General features: G+C 38.1%; 16 protein-coding genes. 11 read left to right on the plus strand and 5 right to left on the minus strand.

Annotated features, from left to right (window positions below; translation table 11 throughout):
- Nucleotides 1–132 precede the first annotated feature (132 nt).
- A complete protein-coding gene (locus tag ACO05G_RS12430; protein ID WP_421763072.1) occupies nt 133–2,601 on the minus strand; it encodes a PIG-L family deacetylase in 2,469 nt (822 codons plus the stop codon).
- 125 nt (nt 2,602–2,726) lie between these two features.
- Here ACO05G_RS12430 and ACO05G_RS12435 point away from each other — a divergent pair, with 125 nt between their 5' ends.
- Together ACO05G_RS12435 and ACO05G_RS12440 are read left to right on the plus strand one after the other, a co-directional pair.
- Nucleotides 2,727–3,881, plus strand: coding sequence for a hypothetical protein (locus tag ACO05G_RS12435; RefSeq protein WP_421763073.1), 1,155 nt, complete (start codon nt 2,727–2,729; stop codon nt 3,879–3,881).
- Nucleotides 3,878–5,032 carry a sensor histidine kinase gene (locus ACO05G_RS12440; RefSeq protein WP_421763074.1) on the plus strand — a complete coding sequence of 385 codons (1,155 nt, stop codon included), beginning with the start codon at nt 3,878–3,880 and terminating at the stop codon, nt 5,030–5,032. The genes ACO05G_RS12435 and ACO05G_RS12440 overlap by 4 nt, the downstream gene beginning before the upstream one ends.
- Before the next feature lie 5 nt (nt 5,033–5,037).
- Here ACO05G_RS12440 and ACO05G_RS12445 read toward each other — a convergent pair whose 3' ends face one another.
- Both ACO05G_RS12445 and ACO05G_RS12450 read right to left on the minus strand, forming a co-directional pair.
- On the minus strand, nt 5,038–5,511 hold the full coding sequence (locus tag ACO05G_RS12445; RefSeq protein ID WP_348283781.1) for a response regulator: 474 nt from the start codon (nt 5,509–5,511) through the stop codon (nt 5,038–5,040).
- A gap of 80 nt (nt 5,512–5,591) precedes the next feature.
- A complete protein-coding gene (locus tag ACO05G_RS12450; RefSeq protein WP_421763075.1) occupies nt 5,592–6,986 on the minus strand; it encodes an ATP-binding protein in 1,395 nt (464 codons plus the stop codon).
- Nucleotides 6,987–7,120: 134 nt separating this feature from the next.
- On the opposite strand from ACO05G_RS12450, the gene ACO05G_RS12455 reads away from it, so the two are divergent.
- The 4 genes from ACO05G_RS12455 to ACO05G_RS12470 are packed head-to-tail and all read left to right on the plus strand — an operon-like array spanning nt 7,121 to nt 9,604.
- Complete coding sequence (locus ACO05G_RS12455; protein ID WP_421763076.1) at nt 7,121–7,423, plus strand: hypothetical protein; 303 nt, start codon at nt 7,121–7,123, stop codon at nt 7,421–7,423.
- Between the two features lie 53 nt (nt 7,424–7,476).
- Entirely contained in the window at nt 7,477–7,938 is a 462-nt protein-coding gene (locus ACO05G_RS12460; RefSeq protein ID WP_421763077.1) for a nuclear transport factor 2 family protein, read from the plus strand.
- Between the two features lie 30 nt (nt 7,939–7,968).
- Entirely contained in the window at nt 7,969–8,418 is a 450-nt protein-coding gene (locus ACO05G_RS12465) for a GNAT family N-acetyltransferase (RefSeq protein ID WP_421763078.1), read from the plus strand.
- A 19-nt stretch (nt 8,419–8,437) separates the two neighbouring features.
- The gene (locus tag ACO05G_RS12470) at nt 8,438–9,604 is read left to right on the plus strand and encodes a cation:proton antiporter (RefSeq protein WP_421763079.1); all 1,167 of its coding nucleotides are present in this window, start codon (nt 8,438–8,440) and stop codon (nt 9,602–9,604) included.
- On the opposite strand, the gene ACO05G_RS12475 is transcribed toward ACO05G_RS12470, so the two are convergent.
- The gene (locus ACO05G_RS12475; RefSeq protein ID WP_421763080.1) at nt 9,601–10,665 is read right to left on the minus strand and encodes an o-succinylbenzoate synthase; all 1,065 of its coding nucleotides are present in this window, start codon (nt 10,663–10,665) and stop codon (nt 9,601–9,603) included. The two genes, ACO05G_RS12470 and ACO05G_RS12475, sit on opposite strands and share 4 nt — an antisense overlap.
- Between ACO05G_RS12475 and ACO05G_RS12480 the strand changes: the two genes are divergently transcribed.
- Nucleotides 10,664–11,821, plus strand: coding sequence for an S-adenosylmethionine:tRNA ribosyltransferase-isomerase (locus tag ACO05G_RS12480; RefSeq protein ID WP_421763081.1), 1,158 nt, complete (start codon nt 10,664–10,666; stop codon nt 11,819–11,821). The genes ACO05G_RS12475 and ACO05G_RS12480 overlap by 2 nt on opposite strands.
- On the opposite strand, the gene ACO05G_RS12485 is transcribed toward ACO05G_RS12480, so the two are convergent.
- A complete protein-coding gene (locus ACO05G_RS12485; RefSeq protein WP_348283789.1) occupies nt 11,818–12,255 on the minus strand; it encodes a DoxX family protein in 438 nt (145 codons plus the stop codon). The two genes, ACO05G_RS12480 and ACO05G_RS12485, sit on opposite strands and share 4 nt — an antisense overlap.
- Before the next feature lie 407 nt (nt 12,256–12,662).
- On the opposite strand from ACO05G_RS12485, the gene ACO05G_RS12490 reads away from it, so the two are divergent.
- From ACO05G_RS12490 to ACO05G_RS12505, 4 genes are read left to right on the plus strand one after another with little or no spacing between them, the layout of a single operon-like run.
- A complete protein-coding gene (locus ACO05G_RS12490) occupies nt 12,663–12,824 on the plus strand; it encodes a Lacal_2735 family protein (protein WP_421763082.1) in 162 nt (53 codons plus the stop codon).
- Nucleotides 12,824–13,306: a flavin reductase gene (locus ACO05G_RS12495; RefSeq protein ID WP_421763083.1), complete on the plus strand. Its 483-nt coding sequence runs from the start codon at nt 12,824–12,826 to the stop codon at nt 13,304–13,306. Before ACO05G_RS12490 ends, ACO05G_RS12495 begins: the two co-directional genes overlap by 1 nt.
- On the plus strand, nt 13,303–13,581 hold the full coding sequence (locus tag ACO05G_RS12500; protein ID WP_421763084.1) for a TIGR03643 family protein: 279 nt from the start codon (nt 13,303–13,305) through the stop codon (nt 13,579–13,581). Before ACO05G_RS12495 ends, ACO05G_RS12500 begins: the two co-directional genes overlap by 4 nt.
- A complete protein-coding gene (locus ACO05G_RS12505) occupies nt 13,581–14,666 on the plus strand; it encodes an FAD-binding domain-containing protein (protein WP_421763085.1) in 1,086 nt (361 codons plus the stop codon). Before ACO05G_RS12500 ends, ACO05G_RS12505 begins: the two co-directional genes overlap by 1 nt.
- Nucleotides 14,667–14,704 lie beyond the last annotated feature (38 nt).

A 14,704-nucleotide genomic window follows, 5' to 3' on the forward strand; every position in this document is an offset into this window, starting at 1 on the left:
TTTAATAGGAGGAGCTAAATAGATGAAACATTGTAATCATTACTGCCAACCATGCCGCCACAAACAGGTAGAGGTATCTCCATTTTTTGAAGAATGGTGGCTTATCTATGTTCCGCTCGGAAATCAATTCTGTCATTTACCTAATGATATCAAGTTTACAAAAATTCTATATGCCCCAGGCACCCCTGCCGGTAATTCTCTAAACCAGCTGTACCCTGAATAGACATAATATCCCTCTCCATATCTAGCGACGAGTAAGCCTCCATTTTTTGGACTTTCTCCCGGATCATTACTCTTAAGTATAGGCGTAAATTCTTCAGACCATTCATTTGGAAAATATAATCCTCGCTCCTGCACCCAGCCATCAAAGTCTTTATCTGTTATGCGATTGGGAGTATTCATAACTGGGTGGTCAAAAGCAATGATCTCAACCGGAGCACCTTCCACTGCCACCCGATCTCTGGATAACTTTAAGTTATAGGGAGCTATTTCTTGCGTCACTAAACGATGACTTGTGTTATACTGAATAATTAAGTTACCTCCTTGTTTTACATAGTCAAAAAGATCTCGGTTCTTATATGAGAGCCAATCAACGGTGTTAAATGCGCGAATTCCCAATATAACAGCATCATATTTTTTTAGATTAGCGGTTGTGATATCATCCTTTCCAAGCTTAGTTACCTCATAACCTATCTGTGCCAGATTTTCTGGTATCGCATCTCCCGCACCCTCTATGTAGCCAATAAGATTCCCTTCTCGCTTTAAGTCCAGTTTTACCACTTTGACTTTTGCATCCGGATATAGCGTCTGCTTAGGAATATGATCATAGTCAATAACTGACAATCCCTGAGCATAGGTTTTGTTGCCGACCTGTGCCTCCGCGACCACATAACCCTCGGAGGAATTTGAAGGAGGCGTAATTTCAAATTGGAAAATTTGCTCCTCACCTTTGAGACTCAAATCAAATTCATAGGCAGCTGGGGATACTTTCCAGCCTTCAGGAGCATTCAATGAAACCGCTCCATTACAGTTCGTTTTCCCAGCAATTATCCTGACATCAACAGACTTGGATTTGTTATCTCCAAAAACCAAAACTCCAGCTGAAATATTGACCATGACCGGTGGTCCAAGGGTGATAGGTTCTGTGACTTCTCCATCAACAGGATCTGTGCGCTTAAATACTACAGGTAGCTCCAGTTCAATCTTTTCACCTTCCAGATTAAGTGTAACCACTCCCGAAATAACGGGATCATTTTCAGGTTTTCCTATCAACTCTTGATCATTCACATTGTACATTCCCAGTTCGCCTGTTTCCTTTAACCAGTAAGGGTGTGAATACCCCATCCCTCCAGGAACAACAAAATTCATTTCAGAAATGAACGGTTTATTATTTAGCAAGGGAGTATTTAGCTGGATTGGATTTGACCAGGCACTGAATTTCACTTGATCTAGTGTCATTTTCATCTCACTTCTATTCACTATCTCCATTGCTATCGATATGGAGTCTCCAATAGTATAGCTTGATTGATTCGACTTTAGAGCCATGTACAGGCCACAAGCAGAAACAATTAGTTCATCAATTTCTTTTTGTTTGATCTCTCTCCAAAATTCATCTTCTACCTTATCTAGCGCCTTCCTTGCTCCCATTAACGGCGCTACGATTTTCCACGGCAGGCGTTCGTCATATGACTCAATAGCCTTGTTAATAAAGAAGACTACCTCTTTCGATCCCTTTACTCTTTCCCATGAAGTATCAATTTCTCCAAAAGGACTACCAGCCTCCACGCCATCCCATTGCTTCAAGTATTCAATTTGACTCCCTCGTGTGCCGGAAGATCCAAACCCCTGACTTTTATGCATGCTACGGCTTCTCGCTGCAATCTCGGAATACGATTCACCCAAAAGGGGACTATACTTACCTGCATTTATTTTATTAAGCTGTGTGGTGTCCATTTCTCCATTTCTAAACCACCACCAGCCGGTATTCCAGAATATTTTTTTTGGCTGCCATGGCTCTACATAGGCAAGTTGTTCCGGGTAGGCATTTTCATCTCCACTCAACTTAAATGCTTCTCGAGCGAGAATTGCACTTGCGGTATGATGTCCATGAGACCTGCCATCAGAATCGAATCTGGTTATGATTATATCAGGTCGGAACTTCCTGAAAGTCCATACAAAATCAGCTAGCACCTTCTCCCTATCCCAAATGGTGAATGTCTCATCAGGGTTTTTAGAATACCCAAAGTCATTTGCTCGGCTAAAGAATTGTTGTCCCCCATCTGTTCGCCGTGCAGCCAACAATTCCTGAGTTCTTATCAATCCTAATTCTTCCCTGATTTCCGGACCTATTAAATTCTGCCCTCCATCTCCTCGAGTGGCGGATAAATAGGCAGTGCGCATCAATTCTTCATTTGCATAATAGGCTATTAAGCGTGTATTTTCATCATCTGGATGCGCCGCAACATAAAGTACTGACCCTAAAACGTTGAGTTTCTCGAGATTTTGGCGGATTTCACCCGGCTGATACTTTTTTACATTTTGAGCTGATGTAGATATTGCAAGAGCTATCAATAGAGAGCTCAAAAAGTCATGGGTTTTCATAGATCGGTTTTCGTTGCGGTTAGTTACGGGATAAGGTGCAGAAAGTTATGTGAATTGTATGAACGGTCAAGTAAAATTCACATATCAAATTTTTCGCTTAGTTTTAATCAAATCGACACCTAATTGTGAATCTTCTCAAATACACGCCCGAGAAATATATCAGCACCGAGCATGAAAGCATCGCTGGTGTTTTGAATATGGGTCTGATTCTCCTTCCAGCTTTTCTTTCGATTGTTCTTATCAGGCAACTTGTTCAACTGGATTTTGACATGGCCATGATCATCACTTCAGGAATTATAGTGGCGCTAATTGCACACCTTTTATTCCTAAGAGGAAGATTGCACGAATCCATCATGACAGTGGTCGTTTTTTTTACCATATTCCTCACAATAGTTTGTTCTTTAGGGAATGGAATCCATGATATTGGGCTAATTGGATTTCCAATTCTAATTGGTTTTTCGAGCATCATTCTTGATGAAAGACAACTCATAATTGCTTCGATTTTAAGTGTTTTTGGACTTTTATGGCTTGTATTGGGTGAGCGATTCAATCTATTTGATCCAGTTGCTGTTCCCTCCGGGAATACTGGAGACTTCATTATTGCAAGCTTAATGATTGTTTTGGGAGGTTTTGTAGCTTTTAGCCTGACTAGCAATATGAAGAACTCCTTAAAAAAAGCGAATCATGAGGTGAGTACTAGTAAGAAAGAAGCGACAAAATTAATTGAAGAGATTAAACAAAAAGAAGCCATAATCCCGGAGATTCATAAAGCAGTCATAAATAGCCTGAATTATATTCAATACCTGATTGACAGTAGATCAGATCATGATGAAAACCTAAGGCAAGTCTACAAAAGTCTGAAACGAAAAATCCTGGTGATTGAAACAGCTCATGAAACATTATTAAATCAAAATGCTCCATTAATGTTGGATCTTATCAATCTGACTCAAACACTACTCAACAGATTTGAAAAAGAATTAAAAGCTCAGATTTTTGAAATTGATATTCAAAAAGGCTCCTGCATGATAAAGCTGGATCAAGCCATCTACTTTGGGATTTGCCTGTTGGAACTTATAAATGATGCAGATGAGCATGAGCCTAAACACTTGAGGGTCGAGCTCTCAATTAATAATGAAGTTAAATTAAGGTTAAGCCATGGAAATATTCAACCCGAGGGAAGCACCCTTATTACCGATCTATTAAGCAAGCAGCTTAAAGGTGTTCTATCAAGATCTGAAAAGGAAATAGTATTGTCATTTGAACCAATTCAGGCACAATGAGGATATCTACATGGCTGCCATATGATAATATTGATGATTACACATTTCAAGAGGTCAGTAAACTCTTAAAAACCTTTTTGTATATCATTCCGATTGTAGCTGTCATACTAGCCACTGTCAATTTCTCATTGGGCCTCACCACTATTGCTTTAACCATATTAACCGTTCCAGTTTTTTGTTTATTCTCCTTCATCGCATTGGCCAAAGGCATGATCAACCTATCTATGATTATCCTAATGTCAATACTTATTGCTGCCACAACCTTGAGTTGTACACTGGGAAACGGTGTGCACGAAACCGGAATAATTGTCCTGCCTGTCATCGTCCTTTTTTCAAGCTTAGTGATGAATGTTAGAGGTGTCATCTTGACTGCAATCATTGTCATTCTATGCTTAGCTTATATTGTTTTTGGTGAGCAGTACGGCCTCTATCCCTCTAGGGGAGTGGCGGCCGTCAGATGGGTTGATTTGGTGGTGGTTCAGACGATAACAATCATACATATTTTTGTCACGTATACTTTTTCAAATATTACGAGGAAAAATTTAGAGAGAGTTAAGGAAGAACTGCATAATCAGGAAATATACAAGTCTGAAATTGCTAAGCATCTGGAAGCAAAGTCAGAATTATTACGATTGGTCCATCACCGAGTAAAAAACAATTTACTCTTAATTAACAGCCTGATAGAATTGGAATCACACGGCAGGCCTGATGCAAAGGATAATTTGTCTGAAATTACCAACAGCATCCATACGATAGCGAGAGCGCATGATCCGCTCTATCATTCAGATGATTACAAGGAAGTCTCCCTCAAACCTTATTTAGATAAATTAATAGCTACTTATGTTCAGGCTTCCGGACTTGAAAAAATTACCATTGATTTAGTAGACCTTTCAATTTATCATGAGAAAGCACTTTTACTTGGAATTGTACTTCAAAAAACTTTAAGCAACCTACCACAAAACTCATCAGCTGACTTAACGGTTAAGTTATCTCAGAAGCAAAAATCCTTATTTTTAGTAGTTCAATCAGAAAACACTCATTTTCTAAGAGAAAGTGACTCGTCGTTAATAGAAATGTTATCTAAGAAATTAGGTGGAGAGTTGAAAATTACAGCCAACGAGGTTTCGCTTAAGTTCGAATATCACGCATAGCTTAATTATCCAAGCTTACTGAAATCTTTCACGTCCGCATCGGTTGTCAGAATCCTTTGGAAAATTGCATTGAGATCCTCAAAATCCCATGGTTTTGTAACAAAATCATGGATTCCAAAATCACCAATCGTTTCAAATAAATCCGCTCTTTTAATGAATCCGCTCAGAATCATTCTTTTGATATCGGGTTTTGAAGAAAAAACGTCCTTAAGGAGCTCTACACCAGACATGTGTGGCATTCGATGATCTGTCACTATAAGATCAATTTTTTCTTTCTTGATTACTTCTAATGCTTCTTGGGGTCCCAGAGCAGTATGAACATTGTAAAGCCTTCTAAATGTCGATTTAAATCCTCTCAGATTGGGCATCTCATCATCAACGTATAAGATCGTATATTCTTTTTCCACCCTTGTCGCTTGTCTAGCAGCTCTTCGGGCAGCTCTTCGCTCAGCTCTTTCTTCTGCTGTGAGTGTTTCCATAGGCATTACTTGTGTTACAAAAATACACGAAATGTCGAGTAAAGAGTATCTAATTTTTGATAAGCAAAATACTTAAACTATTAAGCACTTTTCAAAGTAAATTTGAAAACAGACCCCTTTCCTTGTGGATTGTCTTCCACATCAATTGAACCTCCATTTTGCTCTATCAAGTCTTTGCAAATAAATAAACCGACTCCAGAACTTTTCTCATTATCCGTTCCGGGTCTTTTGTTATCTTTCTTCATTTCGAAGAGATTTTCTTTCATATCATCTGGAATTCCAATGCCAGAATCAATGAATTCAATCAAAATATTATTCGCCCTTTTTTCCACGCCTAAACTAATCTTCCCTCCTCTTTCTGTAAACTTAATGGCATTGGACAATAAGTTTCTTAATACCACTTTTAATGCGTTTTTATCAAAAAGACAAGAAGTATCCGTCTCCCCAACCACCTCGAAAGAAAGACCTTTTGTTTCCATGTGACTTTTAGCATGTTCTACAGCAGAATCAATCAGATCCTTTAGCATCAACTCTTCCTGGTTAACCCGCTTATTTTGAGAAGCTGCGTGCCCCCATTCCATTAATTCATCCAACATCTGAATAGTGTGATGCACACCTTTTTCAATTGTGCCCATGAAGTCTTTTGTCTGCTCCAAACTAACCTGCCCTTCCCTGGTAAGTGTGATTACACTTTTAAGGTTACCAAGAGGTCCTCGTATATCATGGCTAACAATTCTTATAAGCGTGTCTCTTAACAAGCTTGCTCGCTGGATTTCGGCTGTCTTTTCTTCTACACGCTTTTCTAAATCTTTATTTAGCATCTGATTTTCCTTAAAAGATTTCGCGAAAATTTCTGAGAGTGCTATCGTTTGGAAAAATAAAAATATGACAAAGCCAGTATTTACAAGGTTGGGGCCGGCGCTTATAAAAACAATACCTGAAGTTTTTAGCAATTCTGCCATCACGAAGAAAAAACAAAGAACTGTCCCTGAAAAAACATACATCGAACCAGTCAATTCCTGTCTTACAGCTTTTATCAGCATGGCAAAAACCAGGAAATAAGATAATAGAATCAGAATATTATAAGCGTCCAACGTGTGGTAAAAAATTCGGTACGGAGCAAAAAGAACAACCAGTAAAAAGCCAGCACTTATCGCGATGAAAATTTTCACGTAGCGTTTGAAACGTTCAAAAGTGTAAAGGCGATAAATAAAAAGCAGCGTAAGCGGTAGGCCAGCGTAACTACAGAAAAATTCAATTTTTCGACCAATGCTCAGTGGAATATTGGGAAAGAAAGAATAAAAAATCATTGAACCATCATCTACAAGTGTAGATCTCAAAAAAATTACCAGGCAGAGTAATCCTAAGTATAGGTAATACCTCTTTCTCACCTGATTAAATAAAACCAAATTGTAAGCTGCAAAAATTGCTATGCCACCAATTTCAAGTAATTCTATATGCTGTTGTATTGACATCTTTTAAACGCGAGTTGAAGGTGGTAATTAAAAACTCCCCGATATAATAGTCAAGCAGCACCACTATTTTTTCGACCATTCATTTTCATATCTACATATTTCTATATCTTTAGCTAACCTCAAATCCCTTAATTATGTCAATGTACTGCCTGGTATGGAAATATAAAGTGTCATCAAATCAAGCCAAATTTGAAGAAGAATATGGGCGTAGCGGTAGCTGGTTTAAGTTTTTTGAGTCCTGCGAGGACTATTTAGGGCATGATTTAATGAAGAGCGGAGATGGTTCTACTTACATCCTAATAGATAAATGGATGTCAAAAGCCGACTTTCAGGATTTTCTCGACGAAAATAAAGCTGAGTATGAGCAGCTAAATGAGAAAAACAAAGACTTACACGATTCAGAGGAGCAAATGGGCGAATTTGAATTACTCCAATAAACAACCACTTTGATAGCAGATCGTTGTAGTGAGAAACCAATCTTGCTCATTACATGAAAACGATCAAAAAATTATTGCTTGTAATCACCGTCACAGGCACTTTCATGGCTTTTGTTTCAAAGTCAAATAGTAAAACCAGTGAGGTGGAAGCCGTCAAAAAAGTAGTCTTCGAATCATACATCAATGGCGCTTTTAATGAGCTAGATGCTGAGGCGATGGAAAAAGGGTTTCATCGAGATTTTGCTATTTATTCTGCCAAAGGAGAAGACATTAGCAAATACCCTATATCCCACTGGGTAGCGGGTGTGAAAAAACGGAAAAATAATAACTATGATCCCTCAGATCCCAAAAACATATGGAAACATACATTTGCATATGTGGATGTAACAGGCGGTGCTGCACAGGTTAAAGTAGAATTAAGAAATCAGGGGAAACATGTTTACACTGACTTCCTAAGTTTACTGAAATTTGATAGCGGTTGGAAGATAGTAGCAAAAGTTTATCACAAACATTAAATAGTATTGTCCTCTTAACAGGGCTTTATTATGAATATCCGTAAGGCAATTGAAACTGACATCCCTGCTATCGTTTCTTTGCTGGCAAGCGATGCGCTTGGCAGTGAAAGAGAAAATTACACACTTCCTATACCTGAGAGCTACATCAAAGCGTTCCAAAATATAACCAGCAATTCCAATCAATATTTAATTGTAGTTGAAGATGCAGATGAAATTATTGGCACTGCCCAACTTAGCTTAATCCCTTATATGACCTATCAAGGTGGGATTCGGGCTCAAATTGAAGCAGTGCGCATAAAATCGGATCGAAGAGGATCTGGCATTGGAGAACAGCTCTTTAAATGGATGATCTCGAAGGCAAAAGATAAGGGTGCGCATTTGATACAACTTACGACAGACAAAAAACGACCAGAAGCTTTAAGGTTTTATGAGAAAATCGGTTTTTTGGCCTCTCATGAGGGGTTGAAGATGCATTTTTAAGAACTATTTTTACTATTACATGGTAATTATTAGTGCACTTGCTTCTGAGATAAACCTGCTGCTTATTATAAGTCTGGTGGTGGTATTTCTCGGCCTCATTTTAAAGAGGTTCAACCAACCCTACATTATTGCCTATATTCTATCCGGCGTAATTCTTGGACCCCATGGACTATCAATTGTAACAGATATAAACGTCGCTCAAAATCTGGGAGATGTTGGCCTCATAATCTTGATGTTCTTTATCGGCATGGAGATTTCATTACCTGATTTTCTCCGTAGGTGGAAAGTCGCATTCTTTGGGACAGGAATGCAAGTGATATTCAGTCTCATCCTAATGTATATCCTAGGCTCGATACTTGGTTGGTCCATAAATAGAATGGTTCTTTTAGGCTTCATTATATCGATCAGCAGCTCTGCTGTAGTAATAAAACTCATACAAGATCAGGCAAATCCAACTAGCAAAACAAGTCAAAATGTGATAAGTATTCTATTGACACAGGATATTCTAATAGTACCTATGATTATTCTCTTAACACTTTTAGGAGGGGATGAACTGGACGTCAATCAAGTGATTCTTCAGGTAATTGGAGGAGTTTTAATCATCATCACAATGGTTATTTTGATAAAAAAACAAAAAATCAAATTCCCATTTGAGAAGATATTGAAAGATGATCATGAATTACAAATATTTGCTGCTCTTATCGCATGCTTTGGAATCGCACTAGTGACGTCTCTTTTTGAACTCTCCGCGAGTTTAGGAGCATTAGTCTCGGGAATACTAATCAATGCATCAGATTCTAACAAATGGCTTCATGATAGCCTGCACTCATTTCGAGTAGTACTAATCTCCATCTTTTTCATATCAGTTGGTATGTTGATTGACCTTTTCTTCTTGAAGGAACACTTATTTACCATTAGCATCCTGGTGCTAATTGTTTATTTATCGAACCACGGAATTAATGCCGTTTCCTTAAAATTGCTAGGAAATACCTGGAGGGAAAGTTTGATCGGCGGTTCATTTTTAGCACAAATTGGTGAGTTTAGTTTTGTATTGGCCACTCTGGGATTAGAACAAAACATTATCACCATATATGGCTATCAAATTACCATCATAATTATTGCCATCACCATTTTCATAAGTCCTTTTTGGGTAGTAATCACTCAAAAAATATTAGGAAGTTCCTAAGTATACTCGTATCCCCACACACTTGACTTAGCGTAGGTAAAAAATCCCTGATCAATGACAATGGGTGATGTGATGTTATTGTGATACAACCCTCCAGTTCCTAACCCATGAAATTCCTTGTTTTCAGGGTAAAGACTTGCAAACTGGGCAATTGCATTTAAACCTAAGTTGGATTCCAGGTAAGACGTAATCCACCATAAGATTCCATGCATTTCGGCCAAATCAATCCATTCTTTAACCGAATTAAACCCTCCGTGAAGGGTAGGCTTGAGCACAAGGTATTGTGGCTTAAGCTCCTGAAGCATATCCACGCGATCTCTTGAGTTTTCAATCCCAATCAACTCTTCATCCAGTGCAATTGGAATTTCACTTCGACTACAAACCAACTCCATTGCCTCGGGCTGCATTGGCATAATCGGCTGTTCTATTGAATGAATATGGTATTTACTTAAATCTCTAATCTTGAAAAGTACATCCTCCGTTTGGAAGGCTCCATTAGCATCTAATCTTATTATTAGGTCATCAGATATTTTTCTTAACGATTTGATAAGCTCCAACTCAATATCAAAATCAAGTGATCCCACCTTCAACTTTATGCAACTAAAGCCATCATCTAATTTCTGTTTTATCTGTTCTTTCATGAAGGCCTCATCTCCCATCCACACTAAGCCATTAATCGGGATTTTTATTCGTTGCAGATCTTTCCTGAAGATCAACTTATCAGCTCCGTTCATCAGATCTAACAATGCCATTTCCAAGGCAAAACGAATACTCGGACAGTTTGGAGAAACCAATTTTGAAACAATCGCATAAACCTCATCCTCCGTTTGAGGGACTAGACAGTTTTCAATCTCTTTTTTCAACCGTTCCAGAATATCAGGAATACCCTCCACATCCTCAGGACTGAGGCGATGGATAGGTGCAACTTCTCCTATTCCACATTTACCATATTCATCTCGAACTTCTAAAAACCAAACTTTTCTGTTCTCCATTTTTCCACGACTTGTTCGCGCAGAGAATTTAAAATCAAGTAAGTACGGTTTAACTTCGAGGCTTAACATGGAGCTAAAATTAGAAGATTTCTTATACGATCTGCCAGAAGACAGAATAGCAAAACATCCACCTAAAGAAAGGTCAGGTTCAAAACTGTTATTCTATAACAAAGGAGAAATTTCGCATCACGAATTTAAGAATATTAAGGACCTGATACCTGATAATTCGCTTTTGGTTTTTAATGATACAAAAGTCATCCCAGCCCGGATCATTATGTATAAAGAAACGGGGGCAAGGATAGAAATTTTCTTGCTCGAACCGATCAAACCATCAAAAGTTCATGAGGAGGTAATGAATTCATCAGGATCTTGCGCTTGGAAATGCATGATTGGGAATGCAAAAAAATGGAAACACAATTCGGCACTTGAAATACCTGAATTATCATTAAAAGCAACCCGTACTGGTGAAGATATAGTCACATTTGAATGGTTAGCCGGTACTTTTTCAGATGTACTCACCGAGATAGGTAAAATCCCCCTACCGCCTTACATAAATCGGGAAGTTGATGAAATTGATCAGGAAAGATATCAGACTGTCTACTCTAAAATGAAAGGTGCTGTTGCTGCTCCCACAGCTGGATTACATTTTACAAAAGAGATAATTAACTCTTTTTCTAGCAAGCAGATAAAAACGGATTATCTAACTCTCCATGTATCTGCAGGGACATTTCAACCTATAAAGAGCGAAAACATAAGCGAACATCCAATGCACAACGAACAGATTTGGATAACGCAAGAAAACATTCAAAACATATTAAATCATGATAAAGCAATTGCCGTAGGCACCACATCTATGAGGACCCTGGAGAGTCTTTATTGGTATGGAGTTAAACTTCTGAATGGTGAAACAGATTTCTTTATTAAGAAAAATGATCCCTATGCTTTTGGACCTGTGGACAAGAAAGAAGCGCTCACGGCTGTTCTCGAAAGGATGAATCACTTAAACACTCATACATTAGGTGGGCATACCGAAATATTTATTTACCCTGGTTATGAGTTTCAAATATGTGACGGGCTAGTCACAAATTATCATTTACCCGGCTCCACGCTTATATTGCTTGTTTCTGCATTTATTGGCAGTGACTGGAGGGGAATCTATCAATCCGCGCTGGAAAATAACTATCGTTTTTTAAGTTACGGCGACAGCTCTCTCCTACTACATTAAGTAGACTTCATTTTTAGTCGCTGATCTCTGATATAATCCAAAGAAAACTTACCACTACCGAGAATGGCAATTAGGATTAGTAAGGCTAGTATAGCAGCTGCCGTGGGTAATTCCATGTAATTATCAGCCGTTAGCATTTTTTTGTAGTTAAAAATCACAGCTCCTGCTAAAATCGGTATGTTTAGAAGACACATCCATCGGGTAAGCGCCCCACACATCAAAATGATGCCCCCAGCCATATGAATAAAAATAATAGCATGCGCTAAATGAGCTGCTACAAAAACCCATCCGACAGACTGAATATTTGCAGTGAAACTATCAAAATTACCTGCAAAAACAATTCCTTTGTAAGTGATGAATCCACCTAAGACTATTCGCAAAAAATCAACTAAAATGGGTGGATTAATCGATTCAATTTTTTGAATGATCCCCATAATTTTTAGAATTTGATTCTCAATTAAGTTACCTAAAAAACCATACAAATGCAATTTCAAGGGACCGGTGGATGTGTTTATGCAATTCATCGAAAGATTTGAAAATACCCCAAACTGGGTATTGTTTATAGCCCTAAAAGCCCCTTGATTTGTATACACAACTATTCGCAACTGCTATGAGCCATTTTATAAAAACATTATCAATTCATCGAACTTATGTTGAATTAGGAAGTAAAATATTTCTTCTTATTTTGATTTTATCACTGATGGTTGGTTAATTGATCGCTCTGATCACCGCACTAAATACCGTTAAACATTTAAAAGCGCCGCATTGGCGCTTTTTTTATTTACTGATCACATTTTGTGAGAAGTACCTAACAACATTAACAGTCACCAGTTAATGATATATGGGACTATTCAGTAAAAAATCTCCGAAAGAAAAGCTTCAAAAAAAATACGAGAAGCTAATGAAAGAGTCATATGTGCTTTCAAAATCAAACAGAAAGGCCAGTGATCAAAAAGTAGCCGAGGCTGAAGAAGTCTTAAAAGAGCTAAAAACAATATCTTAATGGGGGTAAAAAGACCGTGGAACATTGTCAATGTTCCAGTCTATAGTCTGGCTACCTATGATAGTGGGCAGGTCAATATGAATATCTGCACATACGTGACAGCTGTAAGTATGAAGCCCAAACTCTTTATGGTGGCCATCGATTATTCAACCAAGACATATGAAAACTTGAAGAACGGATCCCAATCGGTTCTTCAGGTTCTTCATCAGGATCATAAGCAACTAATAAATAGTTTGGGTATGAAGTCTGGTAAGAGCTTTAACAAACTTGAATTCCTTCAGAAAAAGAATCTCATTGATGAATGGAATGAAAATAACGTCCTGAAAGGAGCCTGTGGCTATTTAGAGTTAAAGAAAATGGGCCATAAGAACATAGATGGAGATCATGAGCTGTTTTGGTTTGAAGTAACCAAGTCAAGTACTAAATCTGAAAAAGAGATTCTGATGTTTCAAGACTTGATTGAAGAGGGAATCATCCTATGAAGAAATTTAACGAACGAGACAGAAATAGGATTATAGAAATGGCCTGGGAAGACAGAACTCCATTTGAGGCTATCGAGTTTCAGTTTGGCTTACCTGAAAAAGAGGTAATTAAACTTATGAGAACTACGCTAAAACGAAGCAGCTTCCATCTTTGGAGAAAACGTGTGAATAGCGGTCCAAGTCAAAAACATCTTAAAAAACAGCCTGGCGACATGGTAAAATTCAAATCCACCAGGCAAAAACAAATTAGCCTAAATAAAATCTCCAAACGGTAATGTTCAGCACCAACTATCAGGACATCCTGGACCAGATAACTCAAATCGATCCATTGGAATATGGTAAGACACGAAATTTCATTGATGGTGCAGTCACAAAACTATCACCATACATATCCAGAGGGGTTATCTCTACAAGACGAGTCTATCAATCCATCGTAGAGAGAGGTATTGATATCAATAAAGCAGAGAAGTTTATTCAAGAGCTGGCCTGGAGAGACTATTGGCAACAAGTATGGGTACATAAAGGCGATGAGATCGATAATGATCTGAGAAGAGAGCAGCCTAACGTTCAAAATCGAGAAATGCCTCTGGCAATCATAGATGCCAATACAGGTATTAACGCTATTGATGACGCGATAGAAGAATATTATTCAACAGGCTACTTGCACAATCACCTTCGTATGTACATAGCGAGTATTGCATGTAACATTGGAGGAAGTCATTGGTGGGTACCTGCAAAATGGATGTATTATCACTTATTGGATGGAGATTGGGCAAGCAATGCACTTAGCTGGCAATGGGTTTCAGGAGCCAATGCAGGTAAATCGTATTATGCCAATCAGGATAACATCAATAAATACTGTTACACGAACCAAAAACATACCTTTCTCGATGTGGAATATGAGTCATTTGATGGAATGGGTATTCCGAATGTGCTGCAGAACACCATCCGCCCTGATCTAAAAACTCCACTTCCGAAAAAGGAAGAAATCCAAATTGATCCTTCTAAAAAGACATTGATCTATAATTACTACAACCTGGATCCAAAGTGGCATGAAAATGAAGATACAAACCGCATCTTACTCTTAGAGCCTAGTATTTTCGGAAAGTATCCGGTTAGTCAGAATGCCATTGATTTTACCTTAAATCTTGGACAAAACATTCATAACCTTCAAGTATATGTTGGCGAATTTTATGAGCTTAAAAAGAATTACAACTTAGAAGAAATCATCTACAAAGAACATCCTTTAAACAACTATCAAGGAACAGAGGAGCCCAGAGATTGGATGTTTAGTGTTAGTGGATATTATCGTTCATTTTTCGCTTTCTGGAAGAAATGTAAAAAGGAAATGAAAGAATAGAACCAACCTAAGTTGTTTGATTGAAAAGTCTAGAACCA

Origin of the sequence: Ekhidna sp. (assembly GCF_965227465.1) — a bacterium.
In the GTDB taxonomy this organism is placed as follows: domain Bacteria; phylum Bacteroidota; class Bacteroidia; order Cytophagales; family Cyclobacteriaceae; genus Ekhidna.